The following is a 17,766-nucleotide window of genomic DNA, read 5'->3' on the forward strand; positions in this document are numbered from 1 at the left end:
CCGCGTCCCCCCGCGTCCCCCCGCGTCCCCCCGCGTCCCCCCGCGTCCCCCCGCGTCCCCCCGCGTCCCCCCGCGTCCCCCCGCGTCCCCCCGCGGCGATCTCGCGGATCGCGCGGGCGGAAGGGCCCGGAACTACGTCATGATCATAGGCAGGCCCGTGCCCGGGCACCGGGGTGGCGAAGGTACCCGCGGGGACGGGCCTGTTGGGATACTGCGGGCACGGTGAGCACGATCAGGAAGGCGGCACGGTACAGATGGCACAGATCGTCGGCGGCGGAAGCCCGGTCAACGACGCCGAGCGACGGGTCATCGCACACCTCCGCGACCACGCCCCGGACGACTGGCTGCTGCTGCACAACATCGAGGTGCCCCGCGACGACGACACCTTCGAGGTGGACGTGATCGTCCTGACCGGCCACTCGCTCTGCGTGATCGACGTCAAGGGCACCCGCGGCCGGATCGAGGTCGCCGGGACGCGCTGGTTCCCGCAGCGGCGGCAGGCGTTCGGCTCCCCGGTGACCAAGCTGCGCGGCAACGGGCGCGCCCTGAAGGGGCTGCTCACCCAGGAGCGCCGCGAGCTGGGCCGGGTCTACGTCGACAGCCTCGTGGTGCTCACCGGCGCCGACGCGGAGCTGGTGGACCCGGCGGGCCGCGACTCCCGGCACGTCACCGACCTGGACGGGCTGATCGGCACGCTGGCCGACGTCTCCCGGGTCAGGCGCGGTCACACCACGGACACCACCCCGTACGGGACCGCGATCATCGAGGCGCTCAACGGGAGCGTGCGGCGTTCGACGGCGCCGCCGCGGTTCGGCAGCTGGGAGGTCGAGGAGGAGCTGGGCGGCGACACCAGGGTCACCGAGTACCGCGCGATCAACGCGACGGTGCCGGGCAGCGAGACGGTGCTGCTGCGCGTCTACCGGGCCGACCCGCTGGCCGAGGAGGAGCCGCGGGCGGCCGAGCGGCGGCTGATCACCAACGCCTACCAGGCGCTCACCAGGATCCCGGCGCACCCGTGCGTGGTGCGCGCCCGCGACTTCTTCGCCGTCGACGACGAGAGCCGCTTCGTGCTGGTCCTCGACGACGTGCACGGCCGGGCGCTGCACCTGCACCTGTCCGGCTCCCCGGACGGGCCGTCGGACACGCTGCCGGCCGAGGCCCGGCTGGACGTGGTGGAGGACATGCTGCTGGCGCTGGCCCACGTGCACGCCAACAACGTGATCCACCGGGCGCTCAGCCCGGCGTGCGTGCTGGTGACCGAGGAGGGCCGGGCGATGCTGACCGGGTTCGACTACGCCAAGCCGGGCCCGCGCGCGCACACCGTGGCCAACGAGCTGCCCAACGTCCTCGACACCCACTACGCCGCCCCCGAGTGCCAGGCCATGCCGGAGCGGATGACGGCCGCCTCGGACGTGTACGCGGCCGGGGTGATCGCGTTTCAGGTGCTGACCGGCCGGCTCCCCTCCTCCGGGCCGGACGCCGGGCCCGTCCCGGGTGAGGCGTCCCCGGACGAGGTGCCCGCGGCGGTGACGGACCTGCTGCGGCGGATGCGCGACCACGCGCCGGGCAGGCGGCCCTGCGCGGCCGAGGCCCTGGCCGATCTGCGCCGGGCGCGGCGGCCGGAGTCACCGCCCGCGCCGGAGCCCGCCGGACCGGTGCCCGTTCCGGACGTGCCCGCTCCCCCGCCCGCCCCGGATCCCGAACGTCCGGCACAGGTGACCCCAGGGGTACGCAAGGTCGCGGCCCCGGAGGGAACGGCCGATCACGCGACGACCGGCCGGCCGGGCCGCGTCCCGGCCCGGGAGACCGGTGCGGGCGCCGACGGAAACGCCGGGGACGCCGGGGACGCCGCCGCCGCGCCGCCGGAGCGGGAACCGCTGTTCGGCAGGCTCAGGTCGAGGATCCGGCGGATGACCGGGAAGTGACGTGAACGGGGGACGGCACGACCGGCGGCGTGACCGCCGGACGGGCGTCCTGGAGGACGGTCGTCATGGGGACGTCCGTCGCGGAGACGTGCCGAGGCTCCGCCCGGCCCTGGACGGGCCCGGCGGGCGCCGGAGCATGATCAGCGGCGGTGGGTGGAGCCACCGCGGAAGCGGCTGAGGAGCCCGCGGATCCTCTGCTGGTTGCGCGGGTCGCGGGCCATCGTCCTGGCCTTCTCCATGTTCCGCTGCCCCTGCGGGGTCCGCAGGTAGTTCTTGACGCGAGCGATGATCGAAGCCATGGTGTCCCTCCCTCTCGTGAGACCGGTCCACTACCCCGGAAGGCCGCCTCCAATCAGGACCGCTCACCACGCCGGCCCGCGTCGCGGCCCGCGGGGGGCGTTCAGGAGTCGACGAACTCCTCGGGGACCATCACCCGCAGGCCGTTCGGGACGGTGCGGATCGTGATGGGGGTCATCAGGCGGACCTCGCCGTCGACGTCGGCCGCCATCGGCGGGTCGGTCTCCAGGTGCATCTCGCGGCCCACCACGAAGGGCCCGCCCGCCACGCTCCGCCAGCGGCCGCTGACGCCCCGCAGCAGGGTCTCCGCCACCAGGCGCAGCCGCTTGCCCGAGCCGAGCTGGTAGGCGACCAGGTGGCCGTTGTCGATGCTGATGTCCTTGGCGACCTGCCAGCCCCCGTGGAAGCGCCCGTTGGCGATGTTGAGCTGGTGGGTGAGCAGCTCGTGGCGGCGGCCGTCCACGGTCAGAAAGGCCCGGAAGGGCCGGTGGCCCGGAAGGACGGTCAGCGCGGTGAGCGGGTAGGCGGCGCGGCCCAGCAGGCGCTTCATCCAGTTGCGCACCGTTCCCGCCACCTCGACCGAGACCCCGAAGCTGGCCAGGTTGGCGAATTCGCGGTCCCCGGCGATGCCCAGGTCGATGTCGGCGACCTTGCCGGTGCGCAGCACCCGGATCGCCCCGGCGAGGTCGAGCGGGACGCCCAGGCTGCGGACGAAGTTGTTGGTGGTGCCCAGGGGGAGCACGCCGAGGGCCACGTCGCGGTGGGCGACGTGCTTGACGGCGGCGCTGAGCGTGCCGTCCCCCCCGCCCACCACGAGCAGGTCGGGCCCGGTGGCCAGGGCCTCCTCCAAAGTGGCGCGCAGGCGCCGGGGGTCGATCACGGGGAAGAGCCGGATCGGGTCGAACCCGGCGGCCCGCAGCAGGCGGACGACCTCGGGGTAGCGACGGCGGCCGCGGCGCGAGCGTGTGTTGACGACCACGCAGACCCTGCCCTGGGTCCTGATGGCCTCGGTGTGCTCGGCCTTGCTTCGAAGCTCTCCCACGCTGCCCCTATCCGGTCGGGTCGTGCCCGTCACATGGTAGGGCCCCGCCGTCGGCGACGGCGGGGCCCTACCCGGTTGCCCAGAGGATCAGGCGGTCACTTCTTCGGCGGGGTGACCTGGACGATCGCGCCGAGGTTGCCGATGAGCGGGGTCAGGAGCCTGACCTTCACCCCCAGCGCCTTGCCCTCGTCGCCGGGGTCGCCGGAGCCGAGCACGTGGCCGTTGCCCATGTCGGTGCCGTACAGCTCGGTGGCCGGGGTGCCGTCCTCGTTGACCACCCGGGTGCTGTAGATCTGGTCGCCCTTGGAGGGGACGACCACCGAGGCGTCGAAGTCGCGGTAGAACAGGCTGGTCCCGCGCGCCTCGAAACCGGGGTACCAGGTCTTGGCGTCGGTGAACTCCGAGACGCCGCGCAGCGCGCCCGTCTTGGTGCAGTACTCGCTGAACGGCTCCCCGGGCGCCTCGAAGCACTCGGTGAACGGGTAGGTCCTGGCGAAGGAGAAGGCGGCGTTGGAGGTCTGCACGCGTCCCTGCATGTTCTTCAGGGTGGTGGGGTCCTTCTCGGCCGCGGTGCCGGTCCGCCGGAGCGGGTCGAAGTGGGAGTCGACCAGGATCAGGCTGCCCTTGGAGCCGATGCTGGGCGGCAGTTCGAGGTTGTTGGCCAGAGAGTTGTTGGTGTAGGTCGAGTCGCGGTACCAGATGAGCAGGCCGGGCGCGTTGTACTTGACCTTCTCCACCTTCCACGCGCCCTCACGCGAGTAGTTGGTGCTGTAGGTGTACTGCAGGCCCTTGTCGAACCCGTCGAGGTTGCGCCACTCGGCCAGGTAGAAGCGGGAGATCTCGCGCTTGCCGTCGTTGATCGTCCAGCCCTGGCCGTGGGTGTTGGTGAAGGTGCCGCCGGTCGCGGTCCAGCCGTTGGCGCCGCCCTCGACGTCGTCGCTCCACACGGTCCGGGCGCCGTCGGTGATCGAGAAGTCGTCGGCGTGCCAGCCGCGCGGGGTGAAGGCCGCGTCGGTGTCGTAGGTCAGGCGGAGCTTGACGGCCTTGCCGGCGAACGGGGTGAGGTCGACGTAGTCGTGCCGCCAGCCGTCGGTGGTGCCGGTGAGGCCGTACTTCTTGTCGCCGAAGGTGGCGAGGTTCTTGTTGGGGTCGGCGTAGTCGTCGTCGGTGGAGACCAGGGCCCCGCCCTCGGTGTAGACCTTCTGCTGGGCCCAGGTGGCGCCGCCGTCGGTGGAGACCTCGATGAAGCCGAAGTCCCAGTCCTGCTCGATGTCGTAGTTGTTCCAGACCCAGAACTTCACGTCGGTCCCGGCGGGCACCTGGACGTCGCGGGTGAGCTTAACGTCGGCCCACTCCTGGTCGAGGTTGGACCACCAGGTTTTGGTGCCGCTGTGCGGCTCGACCATGCTCAGCGGGGCGCTCTCCAGGTTGATCCGTACGCCGTCCTCGGTGAGCTTGGGCGTGCGCGAGGCCTGGCCGATCGTGACCGCGCGGGCGCGGTCACCGGGGTTGAAGACCTCGGGGTCGGCCCAGCCCAGGATCCACTTGTCCCAGATGCCCATGTGGGTGGGCATCGACTGGAAGATCGGGCCGCTGTGCGAGCCGCTGGACATCAGGTCCCAGAAGTCCACGGCGGAGGAGGCCTGGCCGGTGGTGTCGTAGAGGTCCGGCAGGCCCAGGTCGTGGCCGTACTCGTGGGCGAAGACGCCGACGCCGGAGTCCTCGGGCTGCACGATGTAGTTGGAGATCTTCACGCTCTCGCCGGGCACCTGGTAGCCGCCGGCCACCGCGCTGGAGTGGGCCCAGATCGCGTACGTGCCCTCGGCGCCGCCGTCGGAGGACTTGTCCTTGCCGGCGTGGACCAGGACCAGGTGGTCGACGACGCCGTCGGGCTCGGCGAGGTTGCCGTCGCCGTCGGAGTCGGCCACGTCCTCGACGTCGTAGTCGGCCCAGGGGAAGTCCGGGTTCGTGGCGACCAGGGTGTTCACCGCGTCGATGGCGAGCTGGCCGGCGCCGCGCGGGTTGCTCGGGTGGCCGCTCATGTCCTGCACCGGCTGGCCGCAGGCGCGGGCGCCGTAGTAGGCCTCGGAGTGCGGCACCTTGATCCACGGGCTGGCCTGCCCGGTGACGGTGTAGGCGCCCTTGGACATCTCCTCGTACATGTTCTTCATGGTGTGACGGGAGATGTCGATGCCCTTTTTGCCGTCCCGGGGGTCGGTCAGGTCGGTGCGGACCCGCTGGGTGATGCCCTCCTTGGTGTAGAGCATCTTGTTGAAGTGCTCGGGGCTGAAGTCGGGCACCCAGAAGCTGTTGTTGTCCTTGTGCGCCAGCGTGGCCGGGTTGGGGATCTTGTTGTGCAGCGGGCCGTTGAGCAGCGTGCCCGCCGGCTCGGTGACGCACTCGGCCGGGTCCTCGCTGTTGACGTCCAGCGGGCGGGAGAAGCCGGAGAAGTCGTCGTTGGCCTTGTCGTTGAACTCGACCAGCAGGGTCAGGAGCTTGGCCGTCCTGACGGTCTTGGACTTCTTGAAGATGAAGTCGACGGGGTTGCGCCCGGTCCTGATCGCCTCGGCCTCCCGGGCGGCCAGCACGCGCGCGGCGGCGGGGTTGCCCTCGGAGTACTTGCGGTCGATCCTCTTGGACGGGCTCGCCTTGCGTGCCCTGGCCGAGGGCACGGCCGGGTCGTCGACCTCGGGCTCGTCCCTGGGCGGCGCGTAGTTGATGTAGTAGTCGGCCGCGGTCGGCTGGTACCGCGCGACCGAGTCGTCGGTATCGGCCGAGGCACCGCCCACAGCCAGTCCCGTGACGGCCAGGCCGATCACGGGAACGATCGCGAGAAGGCGCCTACGGGCGCCCCCGCTGCTGACTCTGCCGGACAACGTCGTCCCCTCCCTGTGCCGCGGGTTCCACCGGGCACGGACCTCTCCGGCGCGCTCGATGAGGCGCACCGAACCGGGACGTTAGACGAGAAAGTAAAGAAAGAGTCAAGGGATCGCATGATGTTGTAAAACTGCAATAAAGCCCTTTTTGCCCTAAATGGCGGACTTTTCGATTGACCTGGCCGAGCGCGGCGGAACGGGGCGCGGGGCGGGCAGCCCGGCCCCGGATCGCCGGAGCGCGGGACCGGTCCCACCTCGGGTCACGGGGGCGCGGGGCGGCGGCCCCGCCTCAGGTCGTACAGTCCAAGCTGTGACCGCTATCTCCGAACTCGTCGCCGCGCTCACCCCGGAGAAGGTGCTGACCGACCCCGACGTGACCGGCTCCTACGCCCGCGACCGGACCTTCCTGGAGCCGGGGAACCCGCTGGCCGTGGTACTGGCGCAGACCCGCGACGACGTGACCGCCGTGATGACCTGGGCGAGCGCGCACCGCGTCCCGGTGGTCCCCCGCGGGGCCGGGACCGGCCTGGCGGGCGGGGCCACCGCCGTCGAGGGGTGCGTCGTGCTGTCGCTGCACCGGATGGCGGCCATCAGGGAGCTGTCCCCCGACGACGAGATCGCCGTGGTCGAGCCGGGCGTCATCACCGCCGACCTGGACCGGGCCGCGCGCGAGCACGGGCTGATGTACGCCCCCGACCCGTCCTCGTACGAGATCTCCACCATCGGCGGCAACCTGGCCACCAACGCGGGCGGGCTGCGCTGCGTGAAGTACGGCGTGACCCGCGACTCGGTCCTGGGCCTGGAGGTCGTGCTCGCGGACGGGCGTGTGATCAACACCGGCAGGCGCACCGTGAAGGGCGTGACCGGGTACGACCTGACCGGCCTGTTCGTCGGCTCCGAGGGGACGCTGGGGGTGATCACCGCGGCCACGGTCCGGCTGCGCAGGGCGCCGTCGGTCCATCCGACGACGATCGCGGCCGAGTTCGGCTCGCTCAGGGACGCGGCGGCGGCCGTCTCGGCGATCATCGCGGCCGGCTGCCAGCCCTCCCTGATGGAGATGCTGGACCGCACCACGCTCCAGGCCATCGACGACTGGCGCAACATCGGCCTGGAGGAGTCGACCCGGGCGATGCTGATCGGCCAGTCGGACGCGGCGGACGGCCCGGCCGTCGCCGAGCGCATGGCCGAGCTCTGCACCGCGGGCGGCGCGGCCTTCGTGGCGGTGTCGTCGTCCCCCCAGGAGGCCGAGGAGCTGATCGCGGTCCGGCGGATGGCCTACCAGGCCAAGGAGCGGCTGGGCACGTGCCTGGTCGAGGACGTGTGCGTGCCGCGCTCCGCGCTGCCGTACATGATCGAGAAGATCGAGGAGATCGCGGCGGGGTACGACGTGGTGATCGCCACGGTCGCCCACGCCGGGGACGGCAACCTGCACCCGGTCTTCATCTTCGACCGCGCCCTGACCGAGCCCCCGCCCCAGGTGTGGGAGGCGGCCGACGCGGTCTTCCGGGAGACCCTGCGGATGGGCGGCACGCTCACCGGCGAGCACGGCGTCGGGCTGCTGAAGCGGCGCTGGCTGGCCCTGGAGACCGGCCCGGTCACCGAGGAGATCCACCACGGGATCAAGGCGGTCTTCGACCCGCTCGGCATCCTCAACCCCGGCAAGGCCATCTGAGGCCCGGCCCGCGTCCCCGGCCCCGGCCCGTGGCCCCCGGCTTTCGGCTTTCGGCTTTCGGCAGGACCGTCTGAGATCCACCTCATCGCCCTCGCTGGTAGCGTTCTTCACCACGTATTCCATTCGCGGGGTTTTGTCAGGGGGGGCATCATGGCGGAGCCGCTCACGCCGGAGGACCCCCGTCACCTGGGAGCGTTCGAGCTGCTCGGACGGCTCGGGACGGGCAGCCAGGGCACCGTCTACCTCGGCCGGGGGCCGCAGGGCGAGTCGGTCGCCGTCAAGCTGCTGCACCACGGTGCGGCCGGTGACCCCGAGGCCAGGGCCCGGTTCCTGCGCGAGGTCTCGGTCGCGCGCAGGGTGGCCCCCTTCTGCACCGCCCCGGTCCTGCACGCCGACCTCGCCGGCAGCCGCCCGTACATCGTGAGCGAGTACGTCCCCGGCCCGTCCCTGCGCCGGCTGGTCGAGACCGAGGGGCCCCGGCGCGGCGCCTCCCTGGCACGGCTCGCCGTGAGCACCGCCACCGCGCTGGCCGCGATCCACCGGGCGGGCATCCTGCACCGCGACTTCAAGCCCGCCAACGTGCTGATGGGCCCCGAGGGCCCGGTGGTGATCGACTTCGGGATCGCCAGGGCCCTGGACTCCCCGGGGACGACGGCGACCGGGGTGACCATGGGGACCCCGTCCTATCTGGCGCCCGAGCAGCTCGGGTCCGGCGAGGTGACGGCCGCGGCCGACGTGTTCGCCTGGGGCGTCACGATGGTCTTCGCCGCGACCGGCAGGCCGGCGTTCGGCCACGACTCCATCGCCGCCGTGATCAACCGGATCCTCAACGCCGAGCCCGAGCTGGGGGCCCTGGAGGGGCCGCTGCGGGACCTGGTCGCGGTCTGCCTGTCCAAGGACCCGGCGCTGCGTCCCGACGCCGAGCACCTCGTCGGCCGCCTGACGGGCGCGGTCCTCGCCTTCCCCGACCCCCTCACGTCGTCCGGCACCGGTGGCGCCGTGGCCGGTACCGTCTCCGGTTCCGCAGGTTCCGTCGGCCCTGCCGGTCCTGTGACCGGCGCCACGGCCGGTACCGTCCCCGGTTCCGCAGGCCTCGTCGGCCCTGTCGGCCCTGTCGGCTCCGTTACCGGTGCCGGGAGCGGTTCCGGGACCGGCGCCCCGCCCGCTCCCCCGGCCGGACCGGACGCGCCGGGCACTCCGGGCACGCCGGAGCGGTCGCGCCGGCCGGTGGGGCTGCTGTTCGCCGGGGTGGCGGTGGTGGCCGCGCTCGGCACGGCCACCGGAACCGTGGTGCTCCTCCAGGCGAACGAGAAGGCCGCGGCGGCGCCGAGGGCGGTCCCCGGCGTGACGCAGACCGGGCCCGGCCGGACGGCCCTGCCCGGCGACCCCTCCGAGGCCGGTCAGGAACCCCCCGCCCCCTCCGAGGACGGAGCGGCCACCACGGCCCCGCCGTCCCGGCCCCGCGCGCAGCCGTCGCTGCGGCCCGGCGAGGACCGGTGGCCCAACGCCGGAGAGGCGGGGTGGGAGTCCCAGGGTGTCCCCTCCCCCTCCGCGCCCTCGTCCGCGGAGCCGGCCGAGTCGGCGCGGCCGAGCAGGACGCCCGGCGTCTCCCCCACCCCCGGCGTCTCACCGGCCCCCGCCCCGTCGAGCGGTCCGAGCACCACGCCCACCGCCGGACCGACGGTGAAGCCCACCCCCGGGCCGACCGTCAAGCCGACGGTGAAGCCCACCGCCGGGCCGACCGTCAAGCCCACCACGAAGCCCACCACGAAGCCCACCGTCAAGCCGAGCCCGAAGCCCACCCCTCGAAGGCTCAACCCGCACACGGCCACCGGGGTGTGCGGCGGCGGCTACCGGGTGGTCGGCTCCCGCTCCCTGGGCGGCGTCGCCACCGTCTACCTGCTCTACAACACCGCGGCGGGCCGGAACTGCGTCGTGACCCTGTCGAAGTACGTGATCCCCTCCAAGGTCGCGATGAACGCGACGCTCCGCGTGAAGGGCGGCCCCAGCCGGGGCAACCCCGGCAGGTTCACCGCCTACGCGGGCCCGGTACGCCTCCCGGCCGCCAAGAAGTGCGTGATCTGGGGCGGCTCGTACGGCTCGCGCTCCTGGACGAGCGGCTGGAGCCACTGCGGCGGCTGAGCAGCCGGGCTCCGGGAGGGCGTCTCCTGCCGCGCCGATTCGGACGCCGAGGTGGCCGAGGCGGACGACGCCGAGGCGGACAGGGTCACCGTCGGCCGGGACACCCGCGGCCCGCACGTGCGGGCGGGGCGTCCGGGTTCCGGTTCATCGCCGGCGATCGCCGGGCCGGGCGTTCCCCGCCCGGCGGTCGCCGGTGACGGACCACCCGGTCAACCGTCCTTCTTCTTGCTCGCGCCCCATCCCATGAAGGCCGCCCCCAGCCCGGCGCCGATGGCGAGACCGAGGCCCAGGCCGATGGCCAGGTTGTCGAGGGCGATCCCCAGCGCGGTGCCGATGGCGATGCCCACGGCGATGCCCATGGGGAGACCGGCGGCGTACGAATCGTTCTTGGACGTGTTCGATGTCTCGTCAGGCGTGTCGTTCATGGGCCGTCACTTCCCAGGTCGTTTCCCCCTATGCCTGGCCTTTCGGACATCCTCCCCGGGATCGGTGGCCGTCGGCTATCTTAGTTGACGTGATCGTCAAGTCTGAGACGCTGAGCAACCGGGGCCGTCGCACCCGGGCCGCGCTCGTGCTGGCCGGGCGGGAGGCGTTCGAGGAGCGGGGCTACGACGCGGTGCGCGTCGACGACGTCTGCGCGCGCGCCGGGGTCTCGCACGGCACCTTCTACACCTACTTCGGGTCGCGCGAGGAGCTGTTCCGCGAGGTCGCGGCGGCCGTGGTGGGCGAGATGTTCACCGCCAGCCTGGTCGGGCCCGCCACCGGGGACGACCCGTACGCCCGCATCGAGGCCGCCAACCTGCTCTACCTGCGCGCCTGGGCCTCCAACTCGCGGCTGGTGCGGATGCTGGAGCAGGTCGCGGTCGGCGACGAGGGTTTCCGCGACCTGCTGCTCGAACTGCGCGAGGTCTTCGTGCGGCGGGGCGCCGAGGGGCTGCGGCGCCTGCAGGAGCAGGGGCTGGCCGACCCGTCGCTGGACCCGAGGCTGACCGCGGTGATGCTCGGCGGGATGGTCGAGCACTTCGCCCACGTCTGGCTGGACCTCGGCGAGCGCGCCGACGAGGAGACCGCGGTCGCCCTGCTCTCCACGCTCTGGGCAAGGGCCATCGGCCTGCCCCCGGCCTCCGCGGACCGTCTTGCGGGCCGTCTTGCGGACCGGGCCTCCGCCCCGGCCCCGTACTCCTCGCCGTCGGCGACGGACCCGGTGTCCCCGCCGACGGCCGACGGCCCGGCCCGGGTCCCGGCCGCCGGCGATCTGACGTCCATGTCAACAAGGAAGGCGCGGCCATGATCCTGCCGGACATCCCGCCCGACGAGTACCGGGCACGGCGCGAGGCGATGCTCGCCAGGCTGGCCGAGCTCGACGCCGAGCACGCCAAGGCCGTGGCGGGCGGCGGCCCCAAGTACGTCGACCGGCACCATGCCCGGGGCAAGCTCCTGGCCAGGGAGCGGATCGAGCTGCTCGTCGACCCGGACTCGGCGTTCCTGGAGCTCTCCCCGCTGGCCGGGTGGGGCAGTGACTTCTCGGTGGGGGCCGGGGTGGTCACCGGGATCGGGGTGGTCGAGGACGTCGAGTGCGTGATCGTCGCCAACGACCCGACCGTGCGGGGCGGCGCGTCCAACCCGTGGACGCTGCGCAAGACGCTGCGGGCCGCCGACATCGCCTTCGAGAACCGGCTGCCGCTGATCAACCTGGTGGAGTCGGGCGGGGCCGACCTGCCGAGCCAGAAGGAGATCTTCATCCCGGGCGGCCGGATCTTCCGCGACCTGACCCGGCTGTCGGCGGCCGGGATCCCCACGATCGCCCTGGTCTTCGGCAACTCCACGGCCGGCGGGGCGTACGTGCCCGGGATGAGCGACCACGTGGTGATGGTCAGGGACCGGGCGAAGGTCTTCCTCGGCGGGCCGCCGCTGGTCAAGATGGCCACCGGCGAGGAGGCCGACGACGAGTCGCTGGGCGGCGCCGAGATGCACGCCCGCGTCAGCGGCCTGGCCGACCACCTGGCGGCCGACGAGCACGACGCCCTGCGGATCGGGCGGAGGATCGTCAGGAGCCTGAACCGCTCCCGCCCCGGCGCCTGTCCCGGGCCCGTCCGCGACCCGCGCCACGACGAGGACGAGCTGCTGGGCATCGTGCCCGAGGACCTGCGGATCCCGTTCGACCCGCGCCAGGTGATCGCGCGGATCGTGGACGGCAGCGAGTTCGACGAGTTCAAGCCCCTGTACGGCGCGAGCCTGGTCACCGGCTGGGCCCGCCTGCACGGCCACCCGGTCGGGATCCTGGCCAACGCCCGGGGCGTGCTGTTCAGCGAGGAGGCGCAGAAGGCCGCGCAGTTCATCCAGCTCGCCAACCAGGTCCGGACGCCGCTGGTCTTCCTGCAGAACACCACCGGCTACATGGTCGGCAAGGAGTACGAGCAGGGCGGCATCATCAAGCACGGCGCCATGATGATCAATGCGGTGTCCAACTCGTCCGTCCCGCACCTCACGATCGTCATGGGCGCCTCGTACGGGGCGGGCAACTACGGCATGTGCGGCCGGGCCTACGACCCGCGCTTCCTGTTCACCTGGCCCAGCGCGAAATCCGCCGTCATGGGGCCCGCCCAGCTCGCCGGGGTGCTGTCCATCGTCGGCAGGGCCGCCGCGCAGGCGCGCGGGCAGGTCTACGACGAGGAGGGCGACGCGGCGATGCGGCAGCTGGTGGAGGCGCAGATCGAGGCCGAGTCGCTGCCGTTCTTCCTGTCCGGCCGCCTCTACGACGACGGTGTGATCGATCCCCGCGACACCAGGACGGTCCTGGGCCTGTGCCTGTCGGCCGTCGCCAACGCCCCCGTCCCGGAGCCCTCGGGCTTCGGCGTCTTCCGGATGTGACCGTGACCCAGACCCCGCGCACGACCGCGCGCACCCCCGTGATCGGCCGCCTGCTCGTCGCCAACCGGGGCGAGATCGCCCGCCGCGTCTTCCGTACCTGCCGCGACCTCGGCATCGAGACCGTCGCCGTCTTCTCCGACGCGGACGCGGACGCGCCGCACGTGGCCGAGGCCGACCACGCGGTACGGCTCGGCGGCGCCAGGCCGTCCGAGAGCTACCTGGTGACGGAGAAGATCATCGACGCGGCCCGCAGGTCGGGGGCGGACGCGGTCCACCCCGGCTACGGCTTCCTGTCGGAGAACGCCGCCTTCGCGCGGGCCGTACCGGAGGCCGGGCTGACCTGGGTCGGCCCGCCCGCCGAGGCCGTGGCCGCGATGGGCTCGAAGATCGAGGCCAAGGCGCTGATGGCCGGGGCCGGTGTGCCGGTGCTGCCCGGTTTCACGGCCGGGCCCGGCTACTCCATGGACGACCTGGAGCGGGACCTGGACGCGGTGTTCACCCGGATGAGCGGTTCGGCGTCCGGCTGGCCCGTACCCCTGCTGGTGAAGGCGTCGGCCGGGGGCGGCGGGCGCGGGATGCGCGTCGTGCGACTGACCGACGACCTGCCCGAGGCGGTCGAGTCGGCCCGCGGGGAGGCGCTGGCGGCGTTCGGGGACGGCACGGTGTTCGTCGAACCCCTGCTGGAGGGGGCCCGGCACATCGAGGTGCAGATCCTCGCCGACGCGCACGGGACGGTGTGGGCGCTGGGCGAGCGGGAGTGCTCGATCCAGCGGCGGCACCAGAAGGTGATCGAGGAGACGCCGTCGCCGTCGCTCTCCCCGGCGACGCGGGCGCGGCTGTGCGACGCGGCCGTCGCCGCCGCGCGGGCCATCGGGTACGTCGGCGCCGGGACCGTCGAGTTCCTCGTCTCAGGCGACACCGTCGCCTTCCTGGAGATGAACACCCGCCTGCAGGTCGAGCACCCGGTGACCGAGTGCGTCCACGGCGTCGACCTGGTCGAGTGGCAGCTGCGCATCGCCGAGGGCGCCCGCCTCCCCGGCTCGCCGCCCGAGCCGTCCGGGCACGCCGTGGAGGCGCGGCTGTACGCCGAGGACCCGGCGCGCGGCTGGCTCCCGCAGAGCGGCACCCTGCACCGCTTCACCGTGCCCGGCGTGGACGCCCGTTTCGCGCCGTTCCCCCGGGGCCGGTACGGGCTCCGGCTGGACTCCGGGGTGGAGGACGGCTCGGAGATCGGCGTGCACTACGACCCGATGCTCGCCAAGGTGATCGCGTACGGGGCCGGGCGCGACGACGCGGTGCGCAGGCTCGCCGCCGCGCTGGCGGGCGCGCGGATCCACGGCCCCGTCACCAACCGGGACCTGCTGGTCGCGGTGCTGCGCCACCCGGCGTTCCTCGCCGGGGAGACGCACACCGGCTTCCTCGACGAGCACGGCCTGGCCGGTCCCGCGAACGGCTCCCCCGCGGGCGACGCCCAGGAAGATGCCCAGGGGGATGCCCAGGACGATCTCCCGGACGGCCCTTCGCACGGCGCCGGGAGGGACGACGCCGGGGAGAACGGTGCGCGCCTCCCGGAGGACGGCCCGCCGGAGGGTCCCTCGGTCCTGCGGCTGTCGGCCCTGGCCGCCGCGCTCGCCCGGGCCGCGGCCGGCCGGCGGGCGGCGACCGTGCAGGCGGGGCTGCCGAGCGGGTGGCGCAACGTGGTGTCGCAGCCGCAGCGGGCCCTGTTCGCCGAGACCGAGATCGCGTACCGGATCACCAGGGACGGCCTGCGGGCCGAGGGCTTCCCCGGCACGGTCCTGGTCGACGCCACCCCCTCGCTGGTGGTGCTGGAGACCTCGGGCGTGCGGCACCGGTTCGCGGTGGCCCGCTACGGCGGCGCGACCGGGACGACGTACGTGGACTCCCCCCTCGGGTCGGTGCGCCTCACCCCGCTGGAGCGCCTGCCCGAACCGGCGGACCACGTGCCCCCCGGCTCCCTGACCGCGCCCATGCCCGGTACGGTGCTGCGGGTCGATGTCGGTCCCGGGCAGGCGGTCGGCGCCGGGCAGGTGGTGGTGGTGCTGGAGGCCATGAAGATGGAGCACCGGATCACCGCGCCCGCGCCGGGTACGGTGGCGGCGGTTAACGTGACGCCAGGACGCCAGGTCGAGGCCGGGACGGTGCTGGTCGTGATCGAGGAGCGGGCGTGACCCCTCCCGCGGAGCGGCGGCCCCTCGCGGGCCCCTCGTGGAAAGGAACGAGATGAGAACCGATGGGGGCTGGCCGGTGGATCGCCTGGTGCACGGGGAGGCGTCCGGAGGAGTGGCGACGATCACCCTCGACTCCCCCCGCAACCGCAACGCCCTTTCGGTGCGGCTGCTGGGCGATCTGGAGGAGCGCCTGGAGTGGGCGCTGGCCGACGAGAGCGTCCGGGTGATCGTGCTCACCGGCACCGGGCCGGTGTTCTGCGCGGGCGCCGACCTCAAGGAGCAGCGGGTCGCCCCGGGCGCGCCCCACGAGGCGCCGGTGACCGCGTCATTTCCGGAGATCATGAACCTGATCTGGGAGAGCCCCAAGCCGGTGGTGTGCCGCCTGAACGGCACCGCGCGGGCCGGAGGGCTGGGCCTGGTGGCGGCCTGCGACTTCGCGATCGCCCCCGACTCGGCGTCGTTCGCGTTCAGCGAGGTGCGGCTGGGCGTGGTCCCCGCGATGATCTCGGTGACCGTGCTGCGGCGGCTCGGCCCGCGCGCCGCGGCCGAGTACCTGCTCACCGGCGAGACCTTCGACGCCGCCCGCGCCGCGGAGATCGGGCTGATCACCCGGGCCGTGCCCGAGGAGGAGCTGGACGCCACGGTCGCCCACTACACCGGCATGCTGCTGCGCGGCGGTCCCGAGGCGCTGGCCCTGACCAAGCAGCTGGTGCGGACCGTGCCGACGCTGAGCGTCGAGGAGGGCATGCGCCAGATGGCGGAGCTGTCGGCCCGGCGCTTCACCTCCGCCGAGGGCCAGGAGGGCATCGCCGCGTTCATGGAGAAGCGTCCCGCCTCCTGGGTGCCCCCGGAGGCGGCGCTCTGATGCTGCGCGTCGCCAACTGCTCCGGCTTCTACGGCGACCGGCTCTCGGCCGCCGGGGAGATGGTCGAGGGCGGTCCGATCGACGTGCTCACCGGCGACTGGCTCGCCGAGCTGACCATGCTGATCCTGGCCGGGAACCGGGCCAAGGGCCGCCCCGGCTACGCGACGACCTTCCTGACGCAGCTGGAGCAGATCCTCGGGACGTGCCTGGATCGGGGCATAAAGGTCGTCTCCAACGCGGGCGGGCTGGACCCGGCCGGATGCGCCGAGGCCGTACGCGAGCTGGCCGGACGCCTCGGGCTGCCGGCCAGGGTCGCCTGCGTCACCGGTGACGACCTGAGCGGCCGCGACCTGAGGGGAGCGCCGAACGCGGACACCGGCGAGCCCCTGGCCGTCCCCGCGCTGACCGCCAACGCCTACCTGGGGGGCCGCCCGATCGCCGCCGCCCTGTCGGCCGGGGCGGACGTGGTGGTCACCGGCCGCGTCACCGACGCCGCGCTGGTCACCGGGCCGGGCATCTGGCGGTACGGCTGGGGGCCCGGCGACCTCGACGCGCTGGCCGGTTCGGTGGTCGCCGGGCACGTCATCGAGTGCGGCTGCCAGGCGACCGGCGGCAACTACGCGTTCTTCGGCGAGGTGCCCGACCTGGCGCACTGCGGGTTCCCGCTGGTGGAGCTGGAGGCCGACGGGTCGTGCGTGGTCACCAAGCACCCCGGCACCGGCGGGCTGGTCTCGGTCGGCACGGTGACCGCGCAGCTGCTGTACGAGATCGGCTCCCCCCGCTACCTCGGTCCCGACGTGGTCGCCCGGTTCGACACGATCCGCCTGGAGCAGCAGGGACCCGACCGGGTCCGCGTCTCGGGGGTGCGCGGCGAGGCCCCACCGGACACGCTGAAGGTCGCCGTCACCTATGCGGCGGGGTACCGCAACACCATGACGCTCGTCCTGACCGGCCTGGACATCGACGCCAAGGCCCGCCTGGCCCAGGAGGCCGTCTGGTCGCGGGTGCCGAAGGAGTCGTTCGACGAGGTCCACGTGGAGCTGACCCCGCTCGCCGGGACGGCCCTGCTGCGCATCACCGTGATGGACGCCGACCGGCGCCGGGCCGGGCGGGCCTTCTCCTCGGCCGTGGTGGAGAGCGGCCTGGCGAGTTATCCGGGTCTGTACGGTCTGACGCCTCCGGGCGACGCCTCGCCCTACGGGGTGTACTGGCCGACGCTGGTCCCGGCGGAGTCGGTACGGGCCCGCGTCCTGCTCGACGGCCGTGAGCTCCCGGACGCGCCGACCGGGCCGTCCGCGCCGACCGGGCCGATCGCACCGGCCGGATCGGCGGACGAGGACACCGGGAGCGCCGGGAACGCCGGGAACGCCGGGAACGCCGGGAACGCCGGGAACGCCGAAAGCGTGGAGAACAAGGAGAGCGCGCCGGGCGCGGGAAGCACGGACGCGGCCCGCGCGGGGAGCGCCGGTCGCGTCCTCGGTGCCGTGCCCGGCGGCGACCTCGTCCCCGACGACGATGACGACCCCGGGCGCGGGGCGGAGAGCGTGCGGGTGGCGCTGGGCACGATCGTGGGCGCCCGTTCCGGGGACAAGGGCGGCAACGCCAACCTGGGCGTCTGGGTCGGCACCGCCGAACGGTTCGGCTGGCTCAGGGAGCACCTGACGACCGAGCGCCTGGCGGAGCTGCTGCCGTCGGCCGCCGGGCTGAGGATCGAGCGTTTCGAGCTGCCCAACCTGCTCGCCCTCAACTTCGTCGTGCACGGCCTCCTGGGCCGGGGCGTGGCCGCGAGCCCCCGTCTCGACGCCCAGGCCAAGGCCCTGGGCGAGGAGCTGCGCGCGAGCCTCGCCGACATCCCGCGGCACCTGTTGTGAGACCCCGGTCCGAGCC

Annotated in this window: 12 protein-coding genes; 8 read left to right on the forward strand and 4 right to left on the reverse strand. The window is 73.4% G+C overall.

What is annotated here, in order from left to right; translation table 11 throughout:
• The first annotated feature begins 254 nt into the window (after nucleotides 1-254).
• Complete coding sequence (locus tag ACIBCT_RS26240; RefSeq protein ID WP_399192846.1) at nucleotides 255-1,925, forward strand: NERD domain-containing protein; 1,671 nt, start codon at nucleotides 255-257, stop codon at nucleotides 1,923-1,925.
• A 140-nt stretch (nucleotides 1,926-2,065) separates the two neighbouring features.
• Here ACIBCT_RS26240 and ACIBCT_RS26245 read toward each other — a convergent pair whose 3' ends face one another.
• The 3 genes from ACIBCT_RS26245 to ACIBCT_RS26255 form a co-directional block, all read right to left on the reverse strand.
• Nucleotides 2,066-2,224, reverse strand: a complete 159-nt coding sequence (locus ACIBCT_RS26245; RefSeq protein ID WP_399192848.1) for a hypothetical protein — start codon at nucleotides 2,222-2,224, stop codon at nucleotides 2,066-2,068.
• Between the two features lie 101 nt (nucleotides 2,225-2,325).
• Nucleotides 2,326-3,264, reverse strand: a complete 939-nt coding sequence (locus ACIBCT_RS26250; RefSeq protein WP_399192850.1) for a diacylglycerol/lipid kinase family protein — start codon at nucleotides 3,262-3,264, stop codon at nucleotides 2,326-2,328.
• 95 nt (nucleotides 3,265-3,359) lie between these two features.
• Nucleotides 3,360-6,083: an immune inhibitor A domain-containing protein gene (locus tag ACIBCT_RS26255; RefSeq protein WP_399192852.1), complete on the reverse strand. Its 2,724-nt coding sequence runs from the start codon at nucleotides 6,081-6,083 to the stop codon at nucleotides 3,360-3,362.
• Nucleotides 6,084-6,450: 367 nt separating this feature from the next.
• Here ACIBCT_RS26255 and ACIBCT_RS26260 point away from each other — a divergent pair, with 367 nt between their 5' ends.
• Together ACIBCT_RS26260 and ACIBCT_RS26265 are read left to right on the forward strand one after the other, a co-directional pair.
• Nucleotides 6,451-7,812, forward strand: a complete 1,362-nt coding sequence (locus ACIBCT_RS26260) for an FAD-binding oxidoreductase (RefSeq protein WP_399192854.1) — start codon at nucleotides 6,451-6,453, stop codon at nucleotides 7,810-7,812.
• A gap of 150 nt (nucleotides 7,813-7,962) precedes the next feature.
• A complete protein-coding gene (locus tag ACIBCT_RS26265) occupies nucleotides 7,963-9,954 on the forward strand; it encodes a protein kinase (RefSeq protein ID WP_399192856.1) in 1,992 nt (663 codons plus the stop codon).
• A gap of 209 nt (nucleotides 9,955-10,163) precedes the next feature.
• Here ACIBCT_RS26265 and ACIBCT_RS26270 read toward each other — a convergent pair whose 3' ends face one another.
• Nucleotides 10,164-10,379, reverse strand: a complete 216-nt coding sequence (locus ACIBCT_RS26270) for a hypothetical protein (protein ID WP_399192858.1) — start codon at nucleotides 10,377-10,379, stop codon at nucleotides 10,164-10,166.
• A gap of 89 nt (nucleotides 10,380-10,468) precedes the next feature.
• On the opposite strand from ACIBCT_RS26270, the gene ACIBCT_RS26275 reads away from it, so the two are divergent.
• Genes ACIBCT_RS26275 through ACIBCT_RS26295 form a run of 5 tightly spaced genes read left to right on the forward strand, consistent with a single transcriptional unit; the run spans nucleotide 10,469 to nucleotide 17,750 of the window.
• On the forward strand, nucleotides 10,469-11,245 hold the full coding sequence (locus ACIBCT_RS26275) for a TetR/AcrR family transcriptional regulator (protein ID WP_399192860.1): 777 nt from the start codon (nucleotides 10,469-10,471) through the stop codon (nucleotides 11,243-11,245).
• A complete protein-coding gene (locus ACIBCT_RS26280) occupies nucleotides 11,242-12,825 on the forward strand; it encodes an acyl-CoA carboxylase subunit beta (protein ID WP_399192862.1) in 1,584 nt (527 codons plus the stop codon). Before ACIBCT_RS26275 ends, ACIBCT_RS26280 begins: the two co-directional genes overlap by 4 nt.
• A gap of 38 nt (nucleotides 12,826-12,863) precedes the next feature.
• Nucleotides 12,864-15,014 (forward strand): acetyl/propionyl/methylcrotonyl-CoA carboxylase subunit alpha, encoded by a 2,151-nt coding sequence (locus ACIBCT_RS26285; RefSeq protein WP_399193226.1) that lies wholly within the window; start codon nucleotides 12,864-12,866, stop codon nucleotides 15,012-15,014.
• Between the two features lie 52 nt (nucleotides 15,015-15,066).
• Nucleotides 15,067-15,879, forward strand: a complete 813-nt coding sequence (locus tag ACIBCT_RS26290) for an enoyl-CoA hydratase-related protein (RefSeq protein WP_399192864.1) — start codon at nucleotides 15,067-15,069, stop codon at nucleotides 15,877-15,879.
• Entirely contained in the window at nucleotides 15,879-17,750 is a 1,872-nt protein-coding gene (locus tag ACIBCT_RS26295; protein ID WP_399192866.1) for an acyclic terpene utilization AtuA family protein, read from the forward strand. Before ACIBCT_RS26290 ends, ACIBCT_RS26295 begins: the two co-directional genes overlap by 1 nt.
• Nucleotides 17,751-17,766: the final 16 nt, after the last annotated feature.

The organism is Streptosporangium sp. NPDC050855 (assembly GCF_044456585.1).
Taxonomy (GTDB): domain Bacteria; phylum Actinomycetota; class Actinomycetes; order Streptosporangiales; family Streptosporangiaceae; genus Streptosporangium; species Streptosporangium longisporum.

Coding starts and splice junctions, on each gene's coding strand:
- ACIBCT_RS26240 (WP_399192846.1), top strand. CDS start 255: ATGGCACAGATCGTCGGCGGCGGAAGCCCGGTCAACGACGCCGAGCGA.
- ACIBCT_RS26245 (WP_399192848.1), bottom strand. CDS start 2,224: ATGGCTTCGATCATCGCTCGCGTCAAGAACTACCTGCGGACCCCGCAG.
- ACIBCT_RS26265 (WP_399192856.1), top strand. CDS start 7,963: ATGGCGGAGCCGCTCACGCCGGAGGACCCCCGTCACCTGGGAGCGTTC.
- ACIBCT_RS26270 (WP_399192858.1), bottom strand. CDS start 10,379: ATGAACGACACGCCTGACGAGACATCGAACACGTCCAAGAACGATTCG.
- ACIBCT_RS26280 (WP_399192862.1), top strand. CDS start 11,242: ATGATCCTGCCGGACATCCCGCCCGACGAGTACCGGGCACGGCGCGAG.
- ACIBCT_RS26290 (WP_399192864.1), top strand. CDS start 15,067: ATGAGAACCGATGGGGGCTGGCCGGTGGATCGCCTGGTGCACGGGGAG.
- ACIBCT_RS26295 (WP_399192866.1), top strand. CDS start 15,879: ATGCTGCGCGTCGCCAACTGCTCCGGCTTCTACGGCGACCGGCTCTCG.